Consider the following 25062-nt stretch of genomic DNA (forward strand, 5'->3'; position numbering starts at 1 on the left):
GCTGCTCAACCTGCCCGCACTCCGGCAGATCGGCTTCCCCGCCAACCGACGCCTGCTCGACGTCCAACGCATCAGCCACGACCCGATCCGCGGCGCGGAAACCTTCACCGAGCTCACCGCGCCCATCGTCACCGACTCCGGCACTCGCATCCCCGGACTACGTTTCGGTCACCCCCGCGTGCACGCGCTACTGCAAGCCCTGCTCATCCACCGGCTCTTACCCCACGGCTTCACCAACCGTGAGCTGCGCACCCTGATCGCGCCCCTCCTCGGCACCACACCCCAGGACATCACCGCCGGAAAGATGACCTACGACCTGCGTCGCCTGCGCGCCCACGGGCTGATCACCCGGGTACCTCACAGCCACCGCTACCAGGTCACCAACATCGGCCTGCAACAAGCACTGCTCTTCACCCACGCCCACGACCACCTGCTACGCACCGGGCTCGCCGAGACCACCGACCCCCACCCACCCGCCCGCCCCGTCCCGACTCCGTGCCGCCGCCCGCGCCTACCAAGCCGCCTTCGACGACCTCGCTCACCGCGCCCACCTCGCCGCCTGACAACAGCCCCCCACACGACCAGAAACGACGCGAACCACACTTGACTCGATCATGACGCCGTCCCCGGCTAAGCGAGCTAAGAGGACGAGACCGTCCACCCTCGACGCTGCGCAGGGGCCGCCCCGTGTTGCTGATCAACGCAACACCATGGGTACGTACGAAGAGAATGACGGTACCGACACGACTAACGGACGGTTCGAATCGTCAAGTACAGGGATCGCGTAGAACGAAGGATACAATTCCTAAGGAATGACCTCGAATGCCTCGAGTACGCCAAGCCCGCCGTTGCACGTTACGGCGCAGCAACGGGTTTGCGGTGTCGATGTTCCGCGATTGTTGGCGGAGCGTGTGCCGAGTACCCTCGGCCTCGACCTCGCCGCTGGTCCGCGACGGGCTCCGGTGCGGCCGGCGGGACCGGTCCCCCAGAGCGGCTACACCAGCCTCGTCGAACCGATCTCTCCGCCGTAGACGGCCTGCCGCGACACGCCGTAGCGCTCGGCGACCTCATTGACCGGCGCCCCGTCGCGCACCTCGAGCCCCGCCCGGTAACGCTGCTCCACCCCACCAGTCGGACCGGCGCCCCGTCGCGCACCTCGAGCACCGCCCGGTAACGCTGCTCCACCCGCCCACCAGTCAGCGCCATCGCCCACTCGATCTCCTCCCGCCGAGGCCGGCGGGCACAAGATCATCGAAGGGGCTGGGCGTCAAGCATGTCCTGAGCACGAACTGTCAACGACCTTCTCGATCCGAAACTTCAGGTCGGGGACGGTAGGCGCGGGTCGGGGTGAGGGCGCCGGCTGGTGTTGGTCAGACGAGGTGATGCACAAGCCCAGCGACAAGAGCGCCAGGCACTCGATGCCGCTCTGGGGGGGCCTTCTTTCTCGCCCGGTCGCTGTGGAGCCAGGGCGCTCGTAGGGGCGCACAGGCCCGACGAGCGCCCTGGCGGTGAGGTGATCGAACGTTTTCACAGCTGCTCGGCGATGTCCCACCTCTGGCTAGCGTTCTGCTGGCGAGGCCTGGTCACCATCGGTCGCGAAGGCGGCTGATGGTGGTGACCGTCTAGGAACCGCGCCGAACTCAGCTGCTGGATTGAATGGGTGAAGCCGCCGAGGCGACGCACAACCCAACGCTGGGTGTCGTTGTGTTGTGGCGGTCGAGTGACGACCGCGAAGTCCCCGCTCTCGTGGGCGTCGAGCAACTTCCCGGAGTCAGCTTGCTGAATCGTGTAGACGCCGCCGACAACGTCAAGCAGCCATCGCTGGGTCTCGTTGTGCTGCGGCGGTCGAGTGACGACATCGAAGCCCCCACTCTCATAAGCATCCAGGAAGCGGCCAGTGCTCACCTGCTGCAAGGAGATGCCCTCACCGGTGCTGCTCAACTTCCACTGTTGGCTGTTGTTGTTTTGCGCCTCTCGGGTGACGACGGAAAAGGTCTGACCCTCATGCGCGTCAAGCCGCCTGGTCGAGCTCAGCTGGTACAGGGTGTAAGTCGAAAACGACCCATAGGACGGTAGGGCCACCCACCTCTGGGTATCGTCGCCCTGCCCGCCGCGAGTGACGGCCGAGAAGCTTCCACCCTCGAAGGCGTCCAGGAAGCGATTCGAGCTGCGCTGCCGAACCGTGCACACGGCCCCGACCGGTGTAAAGTACCAACGCTGGCGCTGACTGCCGTGCTCGACTTCCTGAGCAGCCAGACCAACCGATCCTGTGCCCACTGAATTATCCCCGGTCATGTAGTACCCCGTGCCCTGCCGGACCCAATACTCGCCCGCCTGGAGAGGCAAGCTCGCAGGGGCAACAAGATCGTCGAGAGTTGAACTTGACATAGCGACTCTCCTCTGGTTGAGGCGCCCGTGCTTGTGTGGCACCGGCGTGTCCGATAGCTCGGACGAAGTTGCCCCGCCTCCGGGCGGGGTAACGACGCCCTGCCGTAAGGGTGGGGGAGCGGTGGGGGGTGGCACGTCGGTGCGCGTACCTGGATTTGAGCGATGGTCTTCAGTGCGGGCCCTGATGACAGGAGCTAGGCGATCGGAGATGCTGCGACGATGGCGGGAGCTGGGGCGGCGCGGCGCAACCTCGTGCCCCGGGAGGAGCCGCGCTTGCGGGTCGCGCTGATCGAGGACGCGGCTCTGTTCCGCGAAGGCGTTGCCAGCCTGCTCACCGGCGCCGGAGTCGATGTCGTCGCCCAAGCCGACAACGCCCGCGGGGTCACCAATCTGGTGCGGGACACGAATCCCGACCTGGTCATAATGGACATCCGGCTACCCCCGAAATACCAGGACGAGGGCCTCATGGCCGGCCTCGCGCTGCGCCAGGCGCGGCCCAGCCAGGCGCTGCTGTTCCTGTCCCAGTACGTCGAGTCCGGATACGCCGTCGAGCTCCTCCAGGACGACCCCCGCGCACTCGGCTATTTGCTCAAGCAGCGGGTCACCAACCTCAACGCCCTGATGGACGCCGTGCGAAGGGTCGCCGCTGGCGGCACCGTGATCGACCCCGAGGTTGCCACCGTGTTGGTCGGGCGCCGCCGCCGGAACAACCCCCTTGACCGACTCACGGCACGAGAACACGAAGTGCTGCAGCTCATGGCCGAAGGCCGCTCCAATCAGGGCATTGTTGACCGGCTCTACCTCAGTCCGAAAACCGTAGAAACTCACGTCCGCTGCATCTTGCGAAAGCTCGACATCTCCGATGAACCCGATGACCACCGACGAATCCTCGCCGTGCTCACCTACCTCCGTAACCTCGACCACCAACCATGATTTGCGGCGTACCACGGCGCAGTTCGTCCGCTGAACTATTGCCGCGAGAGTGTCCTACGAAGGATGTAGCGGGCGTGGATGAGTCAGTTGTTGGTTGACGGGGCAACACGTCCGCGGAACGTGCTCTCGACGCGATTGGGGTCGTCTCCTGGCGGATCGACCAGCGGGCCCGACCCTTCCCGGTCGGGTTGGTAAGGCCACCCGGCATCTCCTCGTCGACGTTATCGGTGATCTTCGAGATGGTGGCCCGGCTGGCCTCCGTGCCTTAGACCTCGGCGACGCGCGTCGCCACCTCGCCGGTGTTCATCCCCGGCCAACCGCGACAGCACGCTCGCTCTCACCGATGCCGTCCAGCCGGCGTTGACGCCTCTTGACCATCACCGGCTCGGAGTATCAGTGGGCGGGCGCGAAGCTGAGTTCCAAAGCTGGTGACAGCGCCAGGTTGGCTCAGCCATGCTTCCACCGTGGCGGCTCGGGGTCTGCGAGAAAGCGTGTTCGCCGCGGTAGGTGTCGGCGGACTCGCCATCGTCGCGACGGTCGGGTACGTGCTGCTCTGGACGCGCCCGACGACCCTCACCATAAGCTCGGCGTCAGCTCTGGCAGATGTCGTTGTCGGGCTGTTATGGCTGACGGCGAGCTTAGTGGTGTTGCTGGGGAGGCCCGGCAACCGGATTGGGTGGCTGCTGCTGGCTGCCGGCGTCCTGTGGTTCGCGCAAACAGCCCGATTGAGCACCATCGGCTCCTTGTTCACGATCGGTGTCGGCCTACTCGGCAGTCACCTTGCAGTGGCTCTGCACATCGCACTCGCGCTACCAGATGGACACCTGCGAGACCGATCAGCACGCATGCTCGTGGCGGCTTCGTATGGAACGACGCTACTGCTAGCACTCGGGAAGCTCATGACGAGAGCGGTGTGCGACGGCTATCTACCGGGGTGCCCAGGTTCACGGCTCCACGTGGAAGAGCTAGCCGCCTATAGCGATACGTTCGAGATGGTACGGCTGTGCGTGTTGGGCATTCTTACGGGGGTCGGCGTCGTCCTACTGGTTCGACGACTCAGGCGTAGTGATCCGGTGACTCGGCGCGCTATAACCCCTTTGCTTGTTGCTGGTGTCGCGACGGTGCCAGTCTTTGTCGCGGGGATTGTCGACGTTCCCCCACAGGCCCCTTTGACTGTCGTCGCGGGGTACGTGTTGGCGGGGCTGCCGCCAGTAGCGGTGGTGGCTGGGTTGGCGTGGGCACGGATGCGACGCACCGAAGTCGGGCCATTAGTGCTCGCTCTCGACCAGGGCTTGGGAGCGGATGGACTGCGGGTTGCGTTGACCCGCTGCCTGGGGGATCCGAGCTTGGTCGTGGCGTTTTCAGACGGCGCCGGTGGTTTCGTCGATGGTGATGGTCGGCCGTTCCACCCGAGTGGCGACGGGTCGCGGGTGTCGACGCCGGTGGCGCGCGACGGGCGGACGATTGCGCTGCTCGAGCATCACCCCGCGCTACGCGATGATCCTCAGTTGCTCGACAGCGCGGTCGCGGCCAGTAGGCTGGCACTGGACAACGCCCGCTTGACCGCGCAGGTGCGCGCGCAGCTCAGCGAGCTGAAGGCGTCACGACGCCGGTTGGTCAATGCTGTGGACGCCGGACGGCGCCGGCTGGAGCGCGACCTCCACGACGGCGCCCAGCAACAGCTGCTCGCCGTGGCCATCGACCTGGCCCGCGTCCGTGACGCCACGCACACCGGCAACGACGCCACCTTGCAGAAGCTGCTGATCGAGACCGAGGAACACCTCGACGAAGCCATGACTGAGCTGCGCCGTCTGGCCCGTGGCATCCACCCCGCCATTCTGACCGAACGCGGCCTACCCGCCGCCGTCGAGGCGCTGGCCGACCGGGCTGCTCTGCCAGTTGAGCTCCGCGGCACCTGCCCACGGCTACCCAACGCAACAGAGGCCACCGCCTACTTCGTGATCAGCGAGGCCGTGGCCAACGCCATCCGACACGCCCAGGCCCGCTACGTCAGTGTCGATCTTGACCGTCAGGACCGTCTGCTCGTCATCGAGGTACGTGATGACGGACGGGGCGGGGCCAGCTTCGGCGACAACTCAGACTCGCCAGTCAACGGCGGCCTACAGGGCCTGGCGGACCGCGTCGCAGCCGGGGACGGACACCTTGCGATCATCAGTCCACCGGGTAACGGCACGGTTGTGCGCGCAGAACTCCCCCTGCCAGGTGCCACCGAGGCGACGAATTCTGACGAGGATGAGTGAACCTGCAGATGCACCGTGTACGCGCCTCGGAGGGCGATCCATGCTTGGTCAGCCGGCGCCCGAGCCGGGCCGCGCCGTTGACCCATAGAACTGGCACTCGGAATTGACCAAGGCGCCACGATCGCGCGCCGTATGGCATGCGACGTCGTCAAGCCCGTGGGTATCATTGTCCCGTTCGGGATTGGCGTCACCAGCCACGCGACCAGGGGGCTTTCCCGGCCGGCACCCGTAGCGAAAGGCGCGAACCCGTGGCACGACGGACTGTGGTCACCCTCCTCGATGACCTCGACCAGAGCCCCGCCGATGAGACCGTCGAGTTCGGGCTCGACGGCGTGACTTACGAGATCGACCTGTCCGCGCAGCATGCGGCCACCCTGCGCGACGCCCTGCGTGACTACGTCGAGCACGCCCGCCGCACCGGCGGGCGCCGCCGCACCAGCACCGGCGGCTCTTCGGGAGGCCGCTCGGCGACGGGTGGCGACCGCCGCAACGGCACCGGCGGGCGCGCGTCGGTGGACCGGGAGCAGAACCAGGCGATCCGGGAGTGGGCCCGGAAGCAGGGCATGACCGTCAGCGAGCGGGGCCGCATCCCCCGCGAGGTCACCGACGCCTACCACCGCAGTCACTGACCCCGCTCGATGGCCGAGCGACCGACGACACGCTCGACGCGCGGACAGGCTCCTGATCAAGCTAGACGGTAGGCCAGTCTGAGAGAAACGCGAGTGTCTCCCTCCTGCTTCACCGCGGCCGATGAGCCGTTCGAGCCCTGTAACGGCGAACGCCTCGGGAGTTCGCCTCTGGGTCTTCCTCACGCGCCGGCCGCGTCTACGTCACGCCGAACCGCAGGGCCGGGGCGTCCACGTCGTCGATGCCTTGCTGGCGGGCGTCATCGTGGCCGGCCTGGATACGCGCCTCGATCGAGGCGCGGGAGAAGTCGGCGGCGTTGGACAGCTCGGGCGGAAGGCTGGAGGTGACCACGTTCAGGTGATCGATCTTGCGGTGGCCGCGCAGCCGCTGAAAGACCGCGTCCTGATGGATCGTGCTGTCGGCGGGGAGTTCGTCCTCGATCCGCGCGAGCAGGTCGACGACGTCGTTGATCTCGTCGAAGAAGCGGCTGTCGAGGGCGAGCCGGCTGGTGTACTGCAGCTGCGCCACCCGCTGCATCACCTCGGGGAAGGTGCGCGGGATCGGCGCGTTCATCGGGAACAGCTCGACGACGATGAGCTCCCTCTCCACCGCGCGCGACCCCCCGCCCGCCTCCTCGAGAGCGTTGATCGCCGGGCCGAGCGGGGTGTTGGAGAACAACCCGCCATCCCAATAGCGCGCATCAGCGATCGGGGTCATCGGGAAGCTCGGCGGCAGGCTGGCGCTGGCGGCCACGTGCTCGAAGGTCAGCCCGCCGGGCTGGCCGCTGTGGAAGTAGTCCATGAGACCGGTGGCCACGTTGATCGCGCCCACGATCACCCGCGGCGCGTCGGCGTCGAGGCGCTGCGGGTCGACGAGGTCGGCGAGGGTGCGCTGCAGCGGTGCGGTGTCGTAGACGCTGGTCAGCCGCCACGGGGTCGTGAACAGGCTCGCCTGCGGCCAGTACATCCCCGGGTTGCCCCACAGGGCCAGCGACTGGTCGAACGGGACGGGACGCCGGCGTTGGCCCGACCACTGACGTTCCTGGGTCGCTGCCTGGCCGGTCGGGCCCCGCCCCGTGTTTCCTCGAACCCACTCGACTCTCCGCGGGTGGGCTCGACGGGCCGACCCGGTCCGTCGTTGTTCCACCCGGCCCCGGTCGGACCGACGGACCGGGCGTGCAGTGTCGTAGACGCTGGTCAGCCGCCAGGGCGCGGCGAAGGTTGAGAAGGTCGGACAAAACCGGCTCTTCGGGAAATGGAGTGCAGGTGACGGCGTGACAGTCCCGGGAGGTGGGGTCCGCGTTCCCTAAGTGAAGTGTCTGTTGGATTTCACTTGGGAGTTGCTTCTCACTAACCGGCTGCGAGACAGTTGGTCCACGGTAGGAACGACGTTCGTCAGGACGAGGAAGGTCGTCCATGGGTCAGCCGGATGATGACGAGCGTGGTACTGACACCATGGGAGTTCCGCCGGTACCTCGGGACGTGCCTCTCGTGCAGCCTCCGTTGACATCTCCGCCTCGGAACTCGCAGTCCCATCGGACATCTGAGCAACCTTGTCAACATTGGGTGCCGTGGGGACTCGGCGCCGTCGCGTCATTCGTGGCCTTTGTCCTCGGCGTAGCGGTCGGCGACTCTGGGCCAGTTGATCAGGCGGCATCGGACCCACCGACCCTGTCGTATTCAGCCCCGCCTTACCTACCTGGCTCTCACGCCTCGACGCCCGATGGGGCACCGTCGGCTTATGAGGACGGCACCTACGAAGTCGGTCTCGCGTCTGGCGAGATCGCGCCGGGCCGCTACAAGACCAGCGGCTCAGGAAGTGTTTGCTATTGGGCTCGTCTGTCCAACACCGACGAGCCGTCCATCCTCGTCGATAAGCTATTCCGGGGAACGGACCGTGTGAGAGTTCGCCGCAGCGACACAGGGATCCAGTTCCTGGGGGGCTGCAACTGGACACGTAGCGGTTCCTAATCAGCACGCATGCTCCCCCTTCTGCCCGCGTCAACCTCTGGTGTCGGCCTGCCGTGTTCCGCATACAACGCGCTGAGCTGGAAATGTAAGTGACGACTGACGCCTCTATCACACGACTTAAGGGATGGCAACCCCCCTGTTTGTTCGGGCGGCCTGGCATTCGGTGCGGGCAGCAGCAGGCGCGCCGTGAAGTGGCCGCGGAGCTGCTCGGCGTGCCCGATTCGAGCCCACACCTCATCGGGAGCACCGATTCTACTGGAGGACCACGTCCGCCGCGTCGTGGACCGCCGCGGGCCCGACCCATCGAACTGTCCCGCGCCGGTTGACCCATGGAACCGGCACTTTGGATCTACACTGGGCACATGGCTCGAGTGCGCCAAGCCCGCCGCTGCAGCGCCCGGCGCACTGATGGCAGCCAGTGTCGATGTTATGCCATTGTTGGCGGAAAGGTGTGCCGGGTGCACGGCGGCGCCGCCCCTCAGGTACGGGTCGCTGCCGAGCGGCGAATCCTGCAGGCCCGGACTAACGTGATTTGCGCCCGGGAGAACGCTCGCCATGAGCTGGACCTGATTCTGTGGCAGCAGGCGCGACGTGAATTGGTCGCGCAGCTACTCGGCCTGCCGGTCGACCAGGTGACCCGCCGCGATCTTCTCTGGTCCAACCTCCGGTTCGGGCGGCTGCCGCTGGCTCGCGAAGCCCCCGCACCGCGATGGCAGCGCGAAGCCCAGACCTCGCCGCCGGAGGCTTAGCCGGCTGGCAGCGGCATGGTGCGGAACGATCCGCCACGAGCGCGCCGCGTGCACTTGGGAAGAAGGGGCGCGTCATCACGCTGTCGATTGAGGCACGTACAGCTTGGTCATGGCGCAGTCGGTCCCGTGAATCCAAGCTGCGGGCGCGCCGGTTGCATCGACGACGATACGGCAGTCGAGCAACGCCCCAGGGAACGAAAAGACTGCAAAGCTCGGGCTTCCCCTCGGCCACCAGTGAGTACGTCCTTGGCAGGCCGAGCGCCGCTGGTGTCCAGCCCTCGGACGCTTCAACAAGCTCACAGATTTAATCATTCGATCGAGCCCTACGCCGCGATGACAAAGCCCTGGCCGGTGCGGCCGGTACCGCCAGGGCCTTGGTCGCGGCCAAGCAGTGCCAGGCAGGGGCCAGCGGCGTGGCCCACCGAGACCACGTGGCCGCAGACGGCACGCTACGGGTCGCGGTGAGACCTGCCCGACACTCACGAGCGGTGGGCCCTCGACGTGTAGCCAGGCGCACGGGTCCCGCTACTGCGCCCTCGCACGCAACTGGGCGCGAACCAGGTGTCGATGCGCGGGTGCCGCATTAGGACCGGTAGAACGCTGGCGTGCCTCAGAGACCCCATGGCCCCGTGGGCCGCCTCGACGGGGACGAAGCGGACCGTCGTTCACGGCAGTGGGAGCTGTCTCCCGAGGTGGCGGTGGGTGGACCTGGGCCGCCACGACGGCGACTTCGGCGCCCACTCGCTCCGCCGCGGCCTGACTGGTCGGTGCCGCGCGCAACGCGGTCGCTTGCGCGGCGTCACTTCAGCACTATCAGCAACGCGGTCACAGCCACGGCGACCGGCATTAGCAGCACGAGCAGGCCGAGCAGACGTGCGTACAGCTTGGTGTCGGCCAGCAGCCTCACCACCAGGTCCGTCCAGGACACGAGAACCCCCTCTGCGGTAGATGGCCGCCCAGCGCGGCCCTCGGTGCCCATCGTTCAATCGTCGACGGCTGAGATCGAGGAAGTGAGCCAAAGGGAGCCGGAGCGATCCGTTGTGAGCCGCAGCGAGCTGAACTGAGTCGGACATCCTTCCCGTGGTTGCGACGCCTCCGCCCGGCACCGCTGGGCCATACCAAGTCCATGACAGCTCAGCAGAGAGACCTCAATAACATTAGGGCAGGCGGTGACTATTGAACGATCGCTTTGGGTGCAGAAACTGCAAGAGTTGCAGGCTGTCTCTGGCAAATCATTCGCCCACCTTGCTCGTGAGGCAGAGAAAAAGAAAATCGCGGGACTGTCGAAAGCTACCGTGCAGCGAACCATCAGCAACGGGACGCTGCCGCGTTGGAAGGAGGCGTTCCTAGGTCTCGTAAAACTCCTCGAAGTCGAGGACAAGGAGATTGACGCGTTTTGGGAACACGTTCGGAAACAGGAGAACCTTCGCAGGAGGCACCAGGCCCAAGCTGTTGACGATTCGCAGTCCCTCCTGGAGGATACCGACCCTCTGATGGAGCCCGGAGAAGAAGACTGCGTGTACGTGTTCGAGGGCGACGACACGGGCGACGAGGTCCCGGTGCCAGCTCGCCCCGAGGCTCAGGCCATCGGCATTGAGTACGAGGACGACTGGCCCTACGGAGCCGACGACACCGAAATTCAGGAGAGGATGATCGCCTGGGCCCGGGCCCACCGGCTGCGTCTCGAGAAAGACCGAGTTTGTGTCAAGTGGCTACAGACAGGCCGGTGCCCGCACAGTGCGCATCTAAAGCGGGAATGGACCGACCACGTCACTGGCTGGACGCGACGCGGTGGCCGACGGTCCTTGTTTCGCAGCCGTATGGCGTTGACGGAGGGGCGCTCGCCGAGCTACTCGACATCGAGGGCACTGGTCTCCGGGTCCTCATCGACGGCACCGGCTGGTATGGACACGGAACTACTTTCATCACGATCTGGCGCGACAACCCGCAGCGGCAGATGCAGTAGAACGGGCCCCTTGGGCCCCCGTGGCGATCCGCCGAGCCCCGGCCCCGTCCCCCGACCGGCGGCTCATGCAGGCCCGCAGCAACCTGATCTGCGCCCGGGAGAACGCTCGCCAGATTCTGTGGCAGCAGGCGCGCCGCGAAGTCGCTGGGCAGCTGCTTGGCCTACCGGTCGACCAGTACCCACCGCGACCTTGTATGGGCTCATCGCTCCTCCCGCTGGTCCAGCAGGTCGTGCACTTCTTCGACGAGTTCGTCCTGAAGCATTCCGTCGTCCTCGGCACCGGCCGCTTGGAACACGGCGGCCCAGGCGCCACCTTCGGCGATTTCTTCGGCGATCAGGGCCAAGCGCTCGCGGACCGCGGTGTCGATGACGTCGGTGTGCTGTGCGATCAGCTCGAGGCGGGTGGCGGCCGGCTGGCCGGGCTCGTATCCGTCGTCACCGTTGCGGATGTGGAGATGGCCAGCTCTCCGGTCTCCTCTGGGGTCGGCGAGGTCGTCAATCGCCCGGACCTGCTCGGCCAGGGAGGCCACAGGCCGAGCCAGATGCTCTTCTTCGTCGATCACTGCTCGGGCTCCTTCTTGATTGGGCGTCCATCAGCCGAACACCTGCCTGGGGCGTGGCAAACCGGCCCCAGCGGTCGCCGAGCACCTTCGGCTGTGGCGGATCGGGGACGCCGTGAACGGCGTCGGTACGGAGGTCCTCCAGGCCCGCGGAGGCGGCTGCGGCCTGGAACTCGGGACCCGAAGGGTGCGGGCGGCACCGAGGCGAGGGAGTGGATCGAGCTCGGCGAGGGCCCTGGCCATCTCGTCTCCGCAGCGGCTCCTGGCCTGCGAGGAGGCGTCGGACCTGTCGGACGTGTCGGACGCGCGTCCGACACCCTCCCTCGTGCTCCGACCCGGAAATGCTCACCGAGCGCGCACGACGAGGGCTGTAGCTACACGGAGAGTGAGAGGGAGGGTGTTTCTCGACTCGCGCGGTGGGTTGGTGGGCGGGGGAGAGCGTCGGACGCTTTCGTCCGACAGGCGTCCGACACTGACGTGCAGGTCGTCGGACATCACGCCCCCTCGGGGCGGACTGCCCCGGGCACGTACCCGTCGTCGCCCTTCGGGTCGATGAACCCGCGCTCGATCGCCCGTTCGATGGCCACCTCGGTCAGCTCGCTCCCGTACTCGGCCCGGTACCGGGACGAGGTGGCCCTGTCGAGGTCCCGCCTCCTGCAGCCGCCGTGCTTCCAAACCCGCCGAGCGACTGTGACCGTGGCCGCGGCCTCAATCTTGGCCAGCCGGGCGTCTCGGGCGCTGATCTCGTCCTCGCGGATCAGGCGTTGCTCGACGACCTTGCGGTGGGCGTGCCGGGCGTGCTCCTGGGCCGCCGCGTGTTTCACCTCGGCGAGCACGGTCTCCCGGACCTGGCACGAGCTTTCCCAGACCTGCCGGGCGAGGCCCCAGTCCTCCTCGGTGACGTGGGCGCGGCCGTCCAGCAGGGCCAGTAGCGCGGACACCTTGACCAGGTGCAGGGGTTGGTGGGCGTTGAGGTCGGCGCGGACCAGCTCGCCGGTGTTCACCGCGCGGTCCTCGGCCCGCAGCCGCGCTCGGATCGTGTCGTCCATCGTGATCGTCTGGGAGCACGGCGGGAGCATCGAGGTGATCAAGCCCGGGAACTCCACCACGTCCTTGGGGATGGTTGGGTCCGAGGTTGACGCGAACAGGAACCGCTGGGGTGTCCCACCGGCCGCATCGTCGAACAACGGCCCAGCTTTGGTGGGCTGGAGCCCGACGACGAGCCCGAGGCTGTACCTGCCCGCGGGGATGATTCGGGTGGTTTCCTCGCTGGCATTGGCCTGCCCGATCGTCTCCGCGACCCAGGCGGAGCGAAGTGTGGGCATCAGCGTGGACCCGGACCGCTCCGCGAGCCGGAACATCTGCTCGCCCTCATCGACGTGGGCGAAGACGTTGAATCGAACCTGGCCGCGGCGCTTGACCAGCTTCGGGGAGCCGTCCTCGTTTGTCGCGGTCGGATGCCTCTCGGCCGTCATGCCCATGTACAGCTCCGGCAGGCCCTCCCCGGAGCCGAGTGGAATACCGTCGCGGTAGCCATCGCCGCGCAGCCCGTGAATCTCGACCGGAGCCTCGATGAGGTCGCGGGCGATGGCGATCCCGCTGGTTTTCCCGGCGCCGGACGGCCCGACCGCGCACACCATCATGTTCAGGCTCGCCGGGCCGAGACCAGTGTCGACCCGAGTCTCGTGGTGCTGCAGCGAGGCCAGGCGGGCGAGGACGGACAGCAGGACCACCTCGGCGCTGCGGTTGCGGGCATGGGCCGCCTGCCGAATGTTGGCCAGGACCGGTCGGGCGCTCCAGAACGACTCGTCCAGGCCCCGCGGCACGGCAGCGCCGCTCTCTCCTCGCCCGGCCGTCTCCACCACGCTCGCGCCCTCGCCGTCGTCGCTGCCCGGGTCGGCCCCAGATGGTGGCGTCGCGGCGACGCCGCCCCCGGCTTGCGCGATCTCCGGCCGCGTCCGCGACGGACTCGTGCCGGTCCACACGCCGGCGAACAACTCGGCGGGGCTGGGTTTGCCGTCATGGCGCTGGAGGCGCGCGATGCAGGCGTCGCGGGCCACCTCGAGCGCCTGGGCCACCGCCCACTGCACGATCCCGGCGTGTTCGGCGCGGGCGCCCGCGGCATCGAGAACCCGGCGGCTGCCGCCTGCACCGTCGGCCATCGCCGCCACGAACACCTCGGCGAGCGCGGCGAAGGCGTCCGCGGCCGGGTAGGCGTCGGCCAGGGCCTCCCGCGCCGCCCAGCAGCACGCGGTGACGGCCGCCGTGTGCCGGGAGCCCCCAGCGGCGACCTCCCGCTGGAAGCCTCGCACTACGGCCGCAAATCCACCCGGGCTGCGGGCCGGGGTGGTGTGCTCGGCGCAGAACGCGGCCACCGCGGCGGCGCTGGACGCCTCGGCCGTCTCGCCCGCGTCGGGCAACACCGCGGCGACCGCCGCGGGCAGCTCGGGGATGGGCCCGGTGCGTTGCCAGCGGTACCAGCCGTCCGGGTCGGGATGCCGACCCGCGACCATAATCACGCCGTTGCCGGCGCGGACGTCGCAGCCGGGCAGGGCCCCGGCCGAGAGCCCGAAGCGGCGTCCCGGGGGCGCGGTGAAGACGTAATGGCCCCGTCCCGGCACGCTGCGCCGCGTCGACTGGAACGGCGCCGCCAGACTGCCGAGCACCGCCACCGCCAGCGCCGGGGCGCCTTCTGCGAAGGCCTTCGGGTTGTCCACGTCGATGACGACGAGATCCCTGGCCCCGGTGAGCAGCGCCGCCCCGTGGTCGGTGCCGGCGAACCACTCGGCGAGCTGGTGCGGGTCGCCGGATGCCTTGGCCGGGTAGCCCGCGCCCACCACGCTGCCGGGATTCTTCGTCCCTGCCCGGACCGGCAGGACCTTGTGGCCCGCGGCCGCTAGCGCGAGGGCAATACCCAGGGTGCCGATGTCGGCGTTAGCGACCTCGTCCGGAATGGCTACCGGGCCATCCCTTCTGAGGCTGCTCAAGCTCGAACCCTCGGGCGGTCGTGGTGCCCACAGACCAACTCCACGCGCGTCGGGGCTGCCCCCGCCCTCGCCCCGCGCTGTCGCTCGTCCCATAAGTGGCCCCGTGCGTGTAGGTTCGATGCGGCCGGTCCGGGGTCAGCGACGTGGCCGCCTCTAGGTGATGGCTGTGAAAGTGTCCGGCTGGCCGGCGGTCGGGGCCGCGCGCCCTGCCCCCGCGCTCGCACCGGGGCGCCGCGAAGGCCTGGGCTAAGTCGTGCTACTTGCGGTGCAGTTCGTTTCGGCGCGCCTGCTGGACCGCGTCGCCGATGATGTCTTGCACCTCGCCGCAATTTCTGCGGACCATCTCGAGCCGGGCGCCCGTCTCCTCGCAGAAGTCGCCCAGCTGCGCCAGGCTGAGGCCCAGGAGGACCGGGAAGTGGTCCTGGGCGAACACGAGCAGCTCGTCCGACTTCTTGTCGAGGTCGACGCCACGGTCGGCGATGCCGAGCAGGACGGGCTGCTGCTCCCCGGTGGCCTCGAGCTGCATCGACTTTGGCGGGAGCGCGGGGTTGCTCACGGGCTGCGAGCGCAGCGTGGCGATGACCTCGGCACCAATGGTGGCCACGGTGTCGAGGCGGGCAGTCACCGCGCCGATGACAGTGTCGATCGCCTACTGGTCGAGCTCCTCCGGCACGTGCCGGGCGTGGTCGATGAGAAAGGCGCGCAGGTTGTCGGCCTCTTTGGCGACCCGCTCGGCCCGCTGGATGACGTCGACGGCGTCGCCTCGGGCGTAGGCCGGACCGGCGTCCTCGGCGGTCTGCGGATACCATTCTTTGGGGGTTTCGGGGACGTCGTAGGTTCGCATGGACATGGGTATCTCCTCGAGAGTTGAATTCGTTGCGGGGCGCGCCCCGCCGACGGCTCGAACCTCGGTGCCTGCCTGCCTGCTGGGCGGGTGGGGCTGAGGTGGATCAGTCCGGGGCTTGTCGTTTGAGATCCCGGCGCCGGCGCTCTCCTGGCCTTCTTCGGCTCGGGCTCCGCGGGCTCGGACTCCGGCGGCTAGTAGGTGACCTAGCCGACCATCGGGGCTTTTCTTGCCCTCTTGGGGGCCGTCCTTGACGTATCTGATGCGGATGGTCGGTCAGCTCATGCGCCGATACCGCTCCTCGTCGCGGGCGTCCTCGATACGGTTATACAAGATCCGGTACGCATCGGCGGCGGCGACCATGAGCTCGTTGAGCTTGTGCTCGTGAACCGGTTCTTCGAGGAAATCGGTTGAGCCGAGGGCGCGGGCCAGCGCGGCACCGAATCTGGGGTAGTCGTCGCCGTCCCACCTGTATCTGCAGTAGAGCTCGGCCAGGCCGTCCGTCAACCCCACCACTTCCTTGGCGACGTCACGGGCCTCCTGTTCGATCTGCTCGTCGGTCTTGTCGGGGCTGATCATTGGCCTTTCCTTTCGCTCGCATGTTTCATCGCGCGCATTTCCTTCTTCTGGCGGTGCAGGGTTGGCGTCGTACTTCTGCCGCGCTGCATCCCGGGCCCCGCGCGTATGGGGCGGTCGCACGCGACGTCCCGGCCGGTGGGCGTGGCCCGCAGTAGGACCGCGAGCCGGTCGCGCTGCTCCCGGGTCAGGGGCGGGGCGGCGGCCACGACTCGGCGGATGCGCTCTTCGAGTCGGGCCGCGACGTGGTGGGAACACCGCTCGCACGAGGGTTCGCGATCGGCGTGATTGCGGCGGGAGGGCCCGCGGGAAGAGGCGGGATCGTGTTGCCGCCCCTCCGAGTCCGCGACCTTTCGGGCCGTAGGCGTCGTCGGCGGCATCGGCGCGCCCGCTTTCATGGTGAAACCTCGACGTCGAGCGCGGCCAGGCGGCGGAGCAGAGCGGGTTCCGGGCGAGGTTGTGCCCTTTCCCGGTCGTGGGGCTTCCCGTGCGCTTCGTTGGCAGACCGAAGTAGGACCGCGAGCCGGTCGCGCTGCTCCGGGGTCAAGGGCGGGGCCTCGTCGACGACCCGCCGGATGTAGTCCTCGACCTGTTCCGGACCCCGAGGTTGCCGCGGGGTCGGGGACGCCGTCACCCGTGCCATCACGCACCGCTGCGGCTGCGCAGCCAGGCGTCGACATCCTGCGGGCGGTAGCGAACGGCGCGTGCGCCCACCCGCACGGCGCGCGGCCCACTCCCGCGACTCCGTAGACGCCGGACCGTGTCCAGACTGACCGCGAGTCGACGCGCCACCTCCCGCTCGGTCAGGAGCGGGAATTCTGCCTGTGTCGCGCTTCTCGCCGACAGGATTGCCACAGCAGCAGCATGCACGGCGTGGCTTGCCTCTGCAAGCGGGGGGGCTATACTTGCTTGTGTGGCAAGTACTGCTGAGCGAGAGATGCCGTGGCCCCAGCGACTCACCGCACAGATCGGGCGCCAGCTCAAGTACTGGCGGGCGCAGCGGGGGATTACCGCGCGTCAGCTCGCGGATCGTTGCGAGCAGCTGGGGTACCGGGTCGAGTACCAAGTGATCGCCAACATCGAGGTTGGGCGTCGCGCCTACGTCGGCGTCGCCGAGCTACTGGTGTTCGCCGCGGCGCTCGCGGTTCCACCCGCTCTGCTGCTCTTCCCGGTGGGTACGGGGGAACGTGTCGAACCCGTCCCGGGGGCCAGCCAGGGTGACGGCTGGGACGCCTACCGACTGTTCACCGGCGAGCTCGGCGTGTCCGTCCTGAGCCAGCGGGCCGACGAGACAGCGATACCCAGCGTGCAGCGCTACCCCGATGACGGGGTCCTCGCGGTGTACCGGCGCCACGACCGTCACGTCCGCGATTGGGCCCGGCACGCCCACCACAACCCCGACGCCGCGGCGGCGACCCTCGAGGCGCTCGCGGCCGTGCGCCGGGAGATGACCGCCCATGGATGGGTGCCCCCCGTCCTCGATCCCGACGTCACCTCGGCCCTCTCTGCGGTCGGCCAATGAGGCGAGAAGACCCGGATTGCCGAGGCGGTGCCTCGGGCGGGACATCTCCCTGGCCACGTTCGCGCAGCCGGTGGGCCCCCGCGCCGACCATGCGGCGCGAGCCGACTCACAAGCTGCTGGTCACGGGTCCCGATTTCCACTCGATCTCGACGGTGTCGGGGGTGAAGCGGCGGGCTCCGCGACCCGAGCGCTGCAGCGTAACGGTCATCAGGGTGTCGATGACGGCGCGCTGCTGGCTGAGCGGGAGCTCGTCCCACACGGCGCGGACATCCTGCGCGGTCACCAGCGGGGTCAGGGCACTCGTCTGGCCGGCGTCGGCGATCTGCTGCTCGACGTCGGCCAGCTTGGTGCGCAGTCGCTCGGTGGCGGCGCGGAGCTGCGCGCTGGTCAGTGTCCCGTCAGCGAATTCGGTGGCCAGCACTTCGAGGCGGGTCCGTAGGGCCGTTGCTTTGGTGCTGAGCGCGGCCACGTCGGCACGGTCGTGTGCGCCGAGGAGGTCGCGGGCGTCGTTCCGGGACAGTCGCTCCAGCACGATGCTGGTCACGTAGTCGTCGACTCCGGCCGCGCGACGGTGGATGTGGTGGCCCTCGGCGCAGCGGTACCCCGGCTGCCCGTGTCGCGGGTTGCCTTCGATCGGCCCACCACAGACCGCGCAGGTGGCGAGGCCGCCGAGCAGCGACCGGCGGGCATGCGGGGGGCGGGCGCGACTGGGGTCGGTGAGGATGTCACGCACGGCCCGCCAGGTCTCCTCCGCCACGAGGCCTTGCCATGCGGCGGGGCCGGCGACCTCGCCGTTGTGCTCCCGGAACCCGGCATACCGCGGCGAGCACAGCGCCCGAGCCACCGACGAGGACGACCGCCACAGCGCCGGGTGCGTGCCCAGCGACCGCCACCGCCGCCCGACCTCTCCGAGCGCGCCTCCGGCCAGAATCAACGAGTAGGCCTCAACAACCGCGGGCGCTTCCTGCGGGTGAGGGGTGACCCGGTCATCGAGGTAGCCGAACGGTCGAGTCCGGCCCCCGTGGTGGGGCAGACCGCGCTCCGCGAGCTGCGCGTAGGCGGCCTTCTGGCGCGCGGACTTGCGCTCGACCTCGCCGCGAGCCACTGACGCGAGGATGCGCGCCACCAGCCGGCCCTGGTCGGTGGACAGGTCGAGGTCGCCGCTGACCGTGGCCAGCTTGACCCCCGAGCGTTCGCAGCGAGCGATGACGTCCTCGAGGTCGACGAGTCGGCGCACGAGGCGGTCGGCGGCCCAAACCACCACGACGTCGACCGCGCAGGCGTCAATCAGTCCCAGGAGTCGCGCGAACCCGGGGCGGCCGCCCTTCGTGGCGGAGACGTCGTTCTCGACGATTGTGTCTATGAGGGTCCACTCGCGGGCGGCGGCGAGGGCGGCGCACTCGCGTCGCTGGCGCTCGACGCCCAACCCCTCGCCGGTCGCGTCCCGGCTGATCCGCACATAGATAACAGCCCGCATGGCGGCAGCGTAGCGCAACATGCATGGTTCATGGACGTTCGCAGGACTCGCCGGCGCCCCGCACGTCGCCGCGGTGATCACGAACCTGGCCGACGACCTCGGCCTCGTCGACCGGATGCAGGACGCGCTCGCCGGGGAGATGCAGCGCCGCCAGGAGATGCTGCGCGCCGCGGGCAACCTCGCGAACGTCGGCGAGTACGAGCGCGCCCGGGAGAACGGCGCGCCCCTCGAGCCGCTGCCGACGCTGTTCGTCGTCGTCGACGAGTTCTCCGAGCTGCTGAGCCAGAAGCCGGACTTCGCCGAGCTGTTCGTCGCCATCGGACGCCTCGGACGGTCGCTGCAGATCCACCTGCTGCTGGCCTCGCAGCGCCTCGAGGAGGGCCGGCTGCGGGGGCTCGATTCGCACCTGTCGTACCGGATCGGGCTCAAGACCTTCTCGGCGTCGGACTCCCGCGCCGTGCTCGGGGTGCCCGACGCCGCCGAGCTGCCGCCGGTGCCCGGCTCCGGCTACCTCAAGACCGAGTCCTCGACGATGGTCCGGTTCAAGGCCGGCTACGTGTCCGGGCCGCACCGGACGGCCGAACGGGTCGCGCCCGACCCCTCGCCGCGGCCCCGCGAGGTGCGCCCGCGCCCGTTCACGGCGGCGTGGGTGGAGCCCGCGGAGACGGAGCGCAGCGGAGCTCGACCATCCGGGGGCGCACGGACGGTGCTCGAGGCCGACGGGTACGACGGCGACGGGGCCGGTCTCCCCGGGCCGCCCGCGGTGATCGGCCCGCACGGGCCGTCCCGGCCCCGGACCGGCGGGGCGCCGTCGGTGCTCGACGTCGTCGTCGAACGGCTCCGCGGCCAGGGCCCGCCGGCGCACGAGGTGTGGCTGCCGCCGCTCAGCGACCCGGCCACGCTGGACGCCCTCCTCCCGCCGCTGTCCGAGACCCCGGACCGCGGGCTGACCGCACCCGGCTTCCCCGCCAACGGGCGGCTCGCAGTGCCCGTGGGGATCGTCGACCGGCCCTACGACCAGCGCCGCGACGTGCTGTGGGCCGAGCTCGCCGGCGCCGCGGGGCACGTCGTGGTCGCGGGCGGCCCGCAGTCGGGCAAGTCGACGCTGCTGCGCACGCTCATCGCCGCCGCGGCGCTGACCCACACCCCGGCCGAGGTGCAGTTCTACGCGGTCGACCTCGGCGGCGGCACCCTCGCCGGGCTCGCCGGGCTCCCGCACGTCGGTAGCGTCGCCGGACGCGGCGAGCCCGACCTGGTCCGCCGCACCGTGGCCGAGGTCGCCGCCCTGCTCGCCGCGCGCGAGCGGTGGTTCCGCGAGGCCGGCGTCGAGTCGATGGCCGACCTGCGGGCCCGCAGGAGACGGAGCGGAGCGGAGCTCGACCATCTCCTCCGCCTCCGCGGCGACCTCCCGCCCGGCGCGGGCGGCAGCGACCTCCCGGGTGACGTCTTCCTCGTCGTCGACGGCTGGCACGCCTTCCGCTCCGAGCACGAGCAGCTCGAACAGACGGTGATCTCGCTGGCGACGGGCGGGCTGTCCTACGGCGTGCACGTCGTCATCGCGGCCAGCCGGTGGGCCGAGCTGCGCCCGGCGCTCAAGGACCTCCTCGGGACGCGGTTCGAGCTGCGCCTCGGCGACCCGTCGGAGTCCGAGGTCGACCGCCGCGTCGCCGCCGTGGTGCCGGCCGGGCGGCCGGGGCGCGGGCTGTCCCGGGACAAGCTGCACGTGCTCACCGCGCTGCCGCGGCTCGACGGGGTCGCCGACGTCGCCGACCTGGGCCGCGCCACCGGCGAGCTCGTCGCCCGTGTCGCCGCGGCGTGGGGCGGGCCGGGGGCGCCGCGGGTCCGGCTGCTGCCCGACCGCGTCGACGTCGAGGCGCTGCCCGGGCCCGACGAGGGCGCGCCGCACCTGCTGCCGCTGGGCCTGTCGGAGGAGCGGCTGGAGCCGGTGCTGCTCGACGTGGCCGCCGACCCGCACTTCCTCTGCTACGCCGACGCCGAGGGCGGCAAGACCGCGCTGCTGCGGGCGCTGGCGCACCAGATCGTGGCCCGGTACCGACCCGAGCAGGCCCGGCTGGTGATCGTCGACTACCGACGCTCGCTGCTCGGGGCCGTCGCCGGCGACCACCTCATCTCCTACACCTCGTCGTCGGCCGCGGCGACGCAGGCGATGGGCGAGCTCGCCGAGTCGCTGCAGCGCCGCCTGCCCGGCCCGGACGTCACGGCCGACCAGCTGCGCGCGCGGTCGTGGTGGACGGGCCCGGAGGTGTTCGTGCTCGTCGACGACTACGACCTCGTCGCCGGGAGCTCCACCAACCCGGTGACCGCGCTTCTCGACCTGCTGCCCCAGGCGCGCGACGTCGGCCTGCACCTCGTCGTCGCCCGACGCACCGGCGGGGCGGGCCGGGCGGTCTTCGAGCCGGTGCTGGCGCGCCTGCGCGAGCTGTCCTCGCCGGGCATCGTCATGAGCGGCAGCCGCGACGAGGGCGTGCTGCTGGGCACGGTCCGGCCCGGACCCCAGCCGCCGGGCCGCGGGTGGCTGGTCGGGCGGCGCCACGGCGAGCGCCTCGTCCAGGTCGGCTGGCGCGCGCCCGACCCGCCGATCACCGAGCCCGCGCGCCGCGACCCGCCGGGCGGTCCCCCGGACGGCGGCCCGTGAGCGACGGCCCCGCGATCGCCGTCGACCTCGGGGTGACCACGGTGGCGGCGGCGGTCGACGTCGCGCCCGCGGGCGACCTCGCCGACGGCCGCACCCCGACGGAGTCCGTCGAGCCGGTCGACGTGCCCCTCGACCTCGCGGCGGTGTTCGTCCCGGCCGACGGGTCCGCGCTCGTCACCGGCGCCGCGGCCCGCCGGCGCGCGCCCGCCGACCCGTCGCGCTACGAGCCGACGCCGCGGCTGCGGGTGGACGAGGCCGACCTCCTGCTGGGCACCCGCGCCGTGGGCGTGGCCGAGGCGTGGGGAGCCGTGCTCGCCGGGGTGCTCGCCCGCGCCGGCCCGCTGCTGCGCGGGGGCCGCCCGCGCCACCTCGTGCTCACCCACCCCGCCGGCTGGGACGCCGGGCGTCGCGAGGTGTTGCGACGGGCCGGGTCGGGGCTCGCCGCGGAGCTCACCCTGCTCGCCGAGCCGGTCGCGGCCGCCGCCCACGCCGCCTGGATGCGTCCGCGGGGGGCCGGTGGGACCCGGCCCGCGCCGCTCGCCGTCCTCGACCTCGGCGCGCGGGGCGCGGCGGCGACGGTGCTGGCCCCGTCGGCGCAGCGCTGTGGCGGTGCCCGGGTCCTCGCCCGCCGCGCCGACGACCGCTTCGGCGGGGACGACGCCGACGAGCTCCTGCTCGGGCACCTGCTGTCGACACTGGACGAGGACGCTCCCGCGGGGGATCCGGCGGACCCCGAGGTCCGGCGGGAGGCCGACCGGGTCCGCGAGGTCGTCGCCGCCACGACGCTGGCCGACCGCCGCCATCGCCAGGTCCTGCTCGACGACGTGCGCGCGGCCAAGGAGACGCTGTCGGACGCCGAGCAGGCCGCGGTCCCGCTGCCCGGGCGCACGACGGCCGCGTGGCTCTCGCGCGGCGAGCTGACCGACGTCCTGCGCCCGGCGCTGCGCGGGGTGGTCGACCTGCTCGCCGAGACCCTCGCCGACGCCGGCACCGGGCCCGAGCACCTCGACGGGGTGTGGCTGACCGGTGGCGGGGCGCGGATGCCGCTGCTCGCTGGCCTCGTGCACCGCGAGCTGGGCGTGCCGGCCACTGTGGCGCCCGAGCCGCGCCTGGTCGTCGCCCGCGGGGCGCTGGTGGTCGCCCGCGAGGACGAGGCGTCGCGGCGGGGCGGGGCGGCGCGCGCGCCCAGGGTGGCCTCCTGGGCCGCCACCGCCACCGCCACCGCCACCGCCAGAGCCACCGCCACCGCCACCGCCGCGCCCTCCGCCGTCCGGGACCCGGCCCCGGGATGGCTCCCGCCGCACCCGGGCCCCTTGCTCGACCCGCCCACGGTGGAGCTCCCCCCGGCCGAGCGCGCAGCTCCCCGGCCCCCGGCGCCCGACCCGGAGCCGACCGACGACCTCGGCCCGCCCCACGACGACACGGCCTGGGTGACGCCGACCTCGCCCGGCCCCGCCGGCCCCGCGCCGCGCGGCGAGGACGCCACGGCGCCGGGGGCGCCGGTCCGCGTGGCCGGTGACCCCCACCGGCTCCCGGCGCGGCGCCCGCGTCCCCCCGCGTCACCCCGGCGCGGGGTGGGCGTCGGCGCGGTCGTCGCCGCGGTCCTCGTCGTGCTCGCGCTGGTCACCGGCGTGGTGCTCGGGGTCCGCGCCCTCGGCGGCCCCACCGGCACTCCCACCGGCGTGGGCGGCCAGGTCTTCGTCGCCCCGGTCGGCTGGGTCGCCGCCGGCGGCGACGCCACCGCGCGCCGGGTCCTGCTGCGCCCCGCGGGCGCGCCGCGGGGGACCGACCTCCTCGCCGTCCAGGAGAACCCCCTGGACGCCGCGGCGGCCGAGGACCCCGAGCGGGCGCGGGCCCAGCTCGCCGCCCGGTACGAGGCCGCACGGGCCGCGGGCGACCCGGTGTCGGGCTACGAGCCGGTCGCGCGCTTCGGCGAGCGCCAGGTGGCGCGCTACCGGCAGGACCCCGCACCCGGCGTGCGCGTCGACTGGTTCGTCGTGCTCTCGCCGCCGTCGATGGTCAGCGTCGGCTGCCGCCACGCCACCGACGACGCCGACACCCGTCGCGTGCTCGCCGCGTGCGCGCAGGTCGTGGGGACGCTCGAGCCCGCCGGCTGACCCGCGGGTCCGGATTCCCCGAAACGGCCACCACGGCCCCGGAGCGGTCGTCATGCTCGATCCGTCCGCAGGACACGGGGCGATCGGCCCCCGACAGGAGAGGAGAGCGACGATGGCCGGACAGTTCGGCACCCAGACCGACACGATGATCGCCGCCGGGCAGCGCATCCAGGACATCCAGCAGTCCATGCAGGGCCAGATGCGGTCCCTGCAGTCGCAGCTCGCGCCACTGGCGGGCACCTGGCGCGGCCAGGCGTCCGTCGCCTTCCAGCAGGTGATGACCCGGTGGAACGAGGACGCGGCGCGCATCAACACCGCGCTGGACGACATCGCCACCAAGGTGGCCGAGGGCGGGCGCCACTACGCGGCCTCGGACGAGGAGAACCGCCAGGCGATCAACCGCCTCGGCGGGGCCGGCGGCGGGGCCGGCCCGACGGGCGGGACGGCACCCGCCGGTGGCGGCCTCGGCCAGTACCTCTGACCCACCCACAGCACCGAGAACGGAGCCACCATGAGCGAGATCCGGGTGTCGTTCGGCGAGATCGAGGGAGCCCAGGCCAGCATCGCCCGGGGCGCCTCGGCCATCGAGCAGCAGCTGGCCGACCTCGACGGCGCCATCGCCCAGCTCCAGGTCTGGGACGGCGGCGCCGGCGACTTCTACCGGCAGCGTCAGCAGCAGATCCGGACGTCGTGGGAGGACATGAAGGCCCTCCTCGCGCAGATCGGGACCCAGACCGGCACGGTCAACGCCAACTTCCAGCAGACCGAGGGCGCGGTGCGCAACATGTTCACCTGAGCGCCGCACCGCGCTCCCGTCCACCCCGGCAGGGGGCGGTCGGCGTCCCCCGCGAGGGGACGCGTACTCTGGACGATCGTTGCGCGGTGCACGTCCCGCGCCCGCTCGACCACACCCGGCCCCGAGCCGACCGCCCAGCCGTCCGTGACGAGGTAGCTTCCGTGCGCACGTTCAGTCCGAAGCCCGGCGACATCGATCGCGCCTGGCACGTCATCGACGCGTCCGACATCGTGCTCGGTCGCCTGGCCAGCCAGAGCGCCCAGCTGCTGCGGGGCAAGCACAAGCCCACGTACGCGCCGCACGTCGACACGGGTGACTTCGTGATCATCGTGAACGCGGAGAAGGTGGCCCTCACCGGCGGCAAGCGCGACGACCGCATGGTGTACCGCCACAGCGGCTACCCGGGCGGCCTCAAGGCCCGCACGGTGGGCGAGGAGCTCGAGCGCTTCCCCGCGCGGCTGGTGGAGAAGGCGGTCAAGGGCATGCTCCCGAAGAACCGTCTGGGCCGGGCGATGGGCAGCAAGCTCAAGGTCTACGCGGGGCCCGAGCACCCCCACGCCGCGCAGAAGCCGGTGCCGTACGAGATCCGACAGGTGAGCCAGTGACCAGCCCCGACGACCAGCCCGACCTGCC

21 protein-coding genes and 2 pseudogenes are annotated in these 25062 nt (G+C 70.7%); 11 read left to right on the top strand and 12 right to left on the bottom strand.

Features of this window, described 5'->3' with window-relative positions; all coding sequences use genetic code 11:
- Positions 1-607 (top strand): hypothetical protein (locus C8D89_RS30785; protein ID WP_207787293.1); only part of this gene is annotated, 607 nt, incomplete at its 5' end.
- 319 nt (positions 608-926) lie between these two features.
- Here C8D89_RS30785 and C8D89_RS31175 read toward each other — a convergent pair.
- Both C8D89_RS31175 and C8D89_RS18170 read right to left on the bottom strand, forming a co-directional pair.
- Positions 927-1206, bottom strand: a pseudogene (locus C8D89_RS31175) (helix-turn-helix domain-containing protein); the annotation flags it as partial.
- 321 nt (positions 1207-1527) lie between these two features.
- Positions 1528-2277, bottom strand: a complete 750-nt coding sequence (locus tag C8D89_RS18170; protein ID WP_165825785.1) for an RICIN domain-containing protein — start codon at positions 2275-2277, stop codon at positions 1528-1530.
- A gap of 384 nt (positions 2278-2661) precedes the next feature.
- On the opposite strand from C8D89_RS18170, the gene C8D89_RS18175 reads away from it, so the two are divergent.
- From C8D89_RS18175 to C8D89_RS18185, 3 genes are all read left to right on the top strand, one after another.
- Entirely contained in the window at positions 2662-3321 is a 660-nt protein-coding gene (locus C8D89_RS18175; RefSeq protein WP_116709685.1) for a LuxR C-terminal-related transcriptional regulator, read from the top strand.
- Positions 3322-4673: 1352 nt separating this feature from the next.
- On the top strand, positions 4674-5582 hold the full coding sequence (locus C8D89_RS29370) for a sensor histidine kinase (RefSeq protein WP_243418235.1): 909 nt from the start codon (positions 4674-4676) through the stop codon (positions 5580-5582).
- A 248-nt stretch (positions 5583-5830) separates the two neighbouring features.
- Positions 5831-6211: a histone-like nucleoid-structuring protein Lsr2 gene (locus C8D89_RS18185; protein ID WP_116709549.1), complete on the top strand. Its 381-nt coding sequence runs from the start codon at positions 5831-5833 to the stop codon at positions 6209-6211.
- A 196-nt stretch (positions 6212-6407) separates the two neighbouring features.
- Here C8D89_RS18185 and C8D89_RS18190 read toward each other — a convergent pair whose 3' ends face one another.
- The gene (locus tag C8D89_RS18190) at positions 6408-7355 is read right to left on the bottom strand and encodes a patatin-like phospholipase family protein (RefSeq protein WP_279323393.1); all 948 of its coding nucleotides are present in this window, start codon (positions 7353-7355) and stop codon (positions 6408-6410) included.
- A 1282-nt stretch (positions 7356-8637) separates the two neighbouring features.
- Here C8D89_RS18190 and C8D89_RS18195 point away from each other — a divergent pair.
- Positions 8638-8928 carry a hypothetical protein gene (locus C8D89_RS18195; RefSeq protein WP_116709551.1) on the top strand — a complete coding sequence of 97 codons (291 nt, stop codon included), beginning with the start codon at positions 8638-8640 and terminating at the stop codon, positions 8926-8928.
- A 799-nt stretch (positions 8929-9727) separates the two neighbouring features.
- On the opposite strand, the gene C8D89_RS30790 is transcribed toward C8D89_RS18195, so the two are convergent.
- The 8 genes from C8D89_RS30790 to C8D89_RS31180 form a co-directional block, all read right to left on the bottom strand.
- Positions 9728-9856, bottom strand: coding sequence for a hypothetical protein (locus C8D89_RS30790; protein ID WP_279323394.1), 129 nt, complete (start codon positions 9854-9856; stop codon positions 9728-9730).
- A gap of 418 nt (positions 9857-10274) precedes the next feature.
- Positions 10275-10601, bottom strand: a complete 327-nt coding sequence (locus C8D89_RS18205) for a hypothetical protein (RefSeq protein ID WP_116709553.1) — start codon at positions 10599-10601, stop codon at positions 10275-10277.
- Positions 10602-11094: 493 nt separating this feature from the next.
- Positions 11095-11457 carry a hypothetical protein gene (locus C8D89_RS18210; RefSeq protein ID WP_133251961.1) on the bottom strand — a complete coding sequence of 121 codons (363 nt, stop codon included), beginning with the start codon at positions 11455-11457 and terminating at the stop codon, positions 11095-11097.
- A 491-nt stretch (positions 11458-11948) separates the two neighbouring features.
- The gene (locus C8D89_RS18215) at positions 11949-14441 is read right to left on the bottom strand and encodes a bifunctional DNA primase/polymerase (protein ID WP_165825787.1); all 2493 of its coding nucleotides are present in this window, start codon (positions 14439-14441) and stop codon (positions 11949-11951) included.
- A gap of 256 nt (positions 14442-14697) precedes the next feature.
- Positions 14698-15066 (bottom strand): hypothetical protein, encoded by a 369-nt coding sequence (locus C8D89_RS18220; RefSeq protein ID WP_116709556.1) that lies wholly within the window; start codon positions 15064-15066, stop codon positions 14698-14700.
- Between the two features lie 24 nt (positions 15067-15090).
- Positions 15091-15291 (bottom strand): hypothetical protein, encoded by a 201-nt coding sequence (locus C8D89_RS18225; protein WP_116709557.1) that lies wholly within the window; start codon positions 15289-15291, stop codon positions 15091-15093.
- 270 nt (positions 15292-15561) lie between these two features.
- Positions 15562-15864: a hypothetical protein gene (locus C8D89_RS18230; RefSeq protein WP_116709558.1), complete on the bottom strand. Its 303-nt coding sequence runs from the start codon at positions 15862-15864 to the stop codon at positions 15562-15564.
- 639 nt (positions 15865-16503) lie between these two features.
- The gene (locus C8D89_RS31180) at positions 16504-16821 is read right to left on the bottom strand and encodes a helix-turn-helix transcriptional regulator (RefSeq protein WP_423717164.1); all 318 of its coding nucleotides are present in this window, start codon (positions 16819-16821) and stop codon (positions 16504-16506) included.
- Here C8D89_RS31180 and C8D89_RS18240 point away from each other — a divergent pair.
- A complete protein-coding gene (locus C8D89_RS18240) occupies positions 16775-17383 on the top strand; it encodes a helix-turn-helix domain-containing protein (protein ID WP_133251962.1) in 609 nt (202 codons plus the stop codon). The two genes, C8D89_RS31180 and C8D89_RS18240, sit on opposite strands and share 47 nt — an antisense overlap.
- Positions 17384-17489: 106 nt before the next feature.
- On the opposite strand, the gene C8D89_RS18245 is transcribed toward C8D89_RS18240, so the two are convergent.
- Entirely contained in the window at positions 17490-18881 is a 1392-nt protein-coding gene (locus C8D89_RS18245; protein ID WP_116709560.1) for a recombinase family protein, read from the bottom strand.
- 4 nt (positions 18882-18885) lie between these two features.
- On the opposite strand from C8D89_RS18245, the pseudogene eccCb reads away from it, so the two are divergent.
- The 5 genes and pseudogenes from eccCb to rplM form a co-directional block, all read left to right on the top strand.
- Positions 18886-21516 (top strand): annotated as a pseudogene (gene eccCb, locus C8D89_RS18250) (type VII secretion protein EccCb); the annotation flags it as partial.
- On the top strand, positions 21513-23633 hold the full coding sequence (locus C8D89_RS18255) for a type VII secretion-associated protein (protein ID WP_116709562.1): 2121 nt from the start codon (positions 21513-21515) through the stop codon (positions 23631-23633). The pseudogene eccCb and the gene C8D89_RS18255, both read left to right, overlap by 4 nt.
- Before the next feature lie 112 nt (positions 23634-23745).
- Entirely contained in the window at positions 23746-24114 is a 369-nt protein-coding gene (locus C8D89_RS18260; RefSeq protein WP_165825788.1) for a WXG100 family type VII secretion target, read from the top strand.
- A 30-nt stretch (positions 24115-24144) separates the two neighbouring features.
- Positions 24145-24429, top strand: a complete 285-nt coding sequence (locus C8D89_RS18265) for a WXG100 family type VII secretion target (protein WP_116709564.1) — start codon at positions 24145-24147, stop codon at positions 24427-24429.
- A gap of 161 nt (positions 24430-24590) precedes the next feature.
- The gene (gene rplM, locus C8D89_RS18270; RefSeq protein WP_116709565.1) at positions 24591-25034 is read left to right on the top strand and encodes a 50S ribosomal protein L13; all 444 of its coding nucleotides are present in this window, start codon (positions 24591-24593) and stop codon (positions 25032-25034) included.
- The last annotated feature ends 28 nt before the right edge of the window (positions 25035-25062 follow it).

Origin of the sequence: Actinomycetospora cinnamomea, from assembly GCF_003096675.1 — a bacterium.
Classification (GTDB): domain Bacteria; phylum Actinomycetota; class Actinomycetes; order Mycobacteriales; family Pseudonocardiaceae; genus Actinomycetospora; species Actinomycetospora cinnamomea.

Coding starts and splice junctions, on each gene's coding strand:
- C8D89_RS18260 (WP_165825788.1), top strand. CDS start 23,746: ATGGCCGGACAGTTCGGCACCCAGACCGACACGATGATCGCCGCCGGG.
- C8D89_RS18265 (WP_116709564.1), top strand. CDS start 24,145: ATGAGCGAGATCCGGGTGTCGTTCGGCGAGATCGAGGGAGCCCAGGCC.
- C8D89_RS18230 (WP_116709558.1), bottom strand. CDS start 15,864: ATGATCAGCCCCGACAAGACCGACGAGCAGATCGAACAGGAGGCCCGT.
- C8D89_RS18225 (WP_116709557.1), bottom strand. CDS start 15,291: ATGTCCATGCGAACCTACGACGTCCCCGAAACCCCCAAAGAATGGTAT.
- C8D89_RS18245 (WP_116709560.1), bottom strand. CDS start 18,881: ATGTTGCGCTACGCTGCCGCCATGCGGGCTGTTATCTATGTGCGGATC.